Here is a 1,202-nt window from a genome sequence, read left to right as displayed (position 1 = left end):
GGGTCTCTCGGCCTGCAGCGCAGCGGGCGGCTCGTCCTCCGACGGCGGTGACGCCAATCGTGCCGACGGTGGGCCCGGTTCGTCGACCAGCGCCGAGAAGGTCGTGCTGACCAGCAACGTGGGCCCCAAGACGGCGGTCCCGGTCAACCACGTGGTCCGCGTCAAGGCCGAGCACGGCACGATCTCCAAGGTCGTGGTGCGGGCTGCTGACGGCGCCACCATCGCCGGCAAGCTCTCCGCGGACGGCAGTCACTGGCACGCCACGCAACTGCTCGAGCCCGGCACGGCGTACGTCGTACGCACCTCGACGGAGAACGCGGACGGCGAGACCGAGCGCTCGGTGCGCCGCTTCACCACCGTCGATCTCAGCCTCGATCAGCAGACCTATGCCGCGGTGGCTCCCCTCGAGGGCGAGACCGTCGGCGTCGGCATGCCGGTGATCGTGAACTTCGACATCCCGGTCACCGACAAGGCCACCTTCGAGAAGCACATGCACGTCACCTCCAGCCCCGCCCAGAAGGGCACCTGGCACTGGATCAGCGACAGCGTGGCCCACTATCGCCCGGCGAAGTACTGGCAGGCCGGCACCGACATCACCGTCGACGTCGACGTCAACGCGATCCCTGCCGGCAACGGCATCTACGGTCAGGACTCCCGCACCGTCAGCTTCCACGTCGGTGACGCGGTGATCAGCAAGGTCAACGCGGCGACCCACCAGATGCAGACGTTCATCAACGGCAAGCTCGCCAAGACCATGCCGATCACCACCGGCAAGGCCGGCTTCACCACCCGCAGCGGGGTGAAGGTGATCATGGAGAAGTACCGCACCAAGCGGATGAACTCCGAGACCGTCGGCATCCCTCAGGGCAGCTCCGAGGCCTACGACATCGACGACGTTGAGTACGCGATGCGGGTGACCTCCAGTGGCGAGTTCCTGCACGCCGCACCGTGGTCGGTGGGCTCCCAGGGCTATGCGAACGTCTCCCACGGCTGCACTGGCCTGTCCACGGCCAACGCCGCGTGGCTCTACAGCGTCTCCAAGCGGGGCGACGTGGTCGAATACACCGGCACCGACCGTCCGATGACGCTCACCAACGGGTACGGCGACTGGAACGAGTCGTTCGCGACCTACAAGCAGGGCTCCGCTCTCTGATCGACCCGTCGTGAGTTCGGGCCGACCCGTCGTGAGTTCGGGCCGACCC

At 67.3% G+C, this 1,202-nt stretch carries 1 protein-coding gene; it reads left to right on the top strand.

Translation table 11 applies throughout. The annotated features are described in order from the left end of the window. Positions 1 to 1,153 (top strand): L,D-transpeptidase (locus NJ4_RS18005; RefSeq protein ID WP_067438210.1); only part of this gene is annotated, 1,153 nt, incomplete at its 5' end. Positions 1,154 to 1,202: the final 49 nt, after the last annotated feature.

It is taken from the genome of Nocardioides jensenii JCM 1364 = NBRC 14755 (genome assembly GCF_001552535.1).
Lineage (GTDB): Bacteria > Actinomycetota > Actinomycetes > Propionibacteriales > Nocardioidaceae > Nocardioides > Nocardioides jensenii.
Note: the sequence above shows the minus strand (reverse complement) of the source record. Positions and strands in the feature narration are given on the sequence as shown.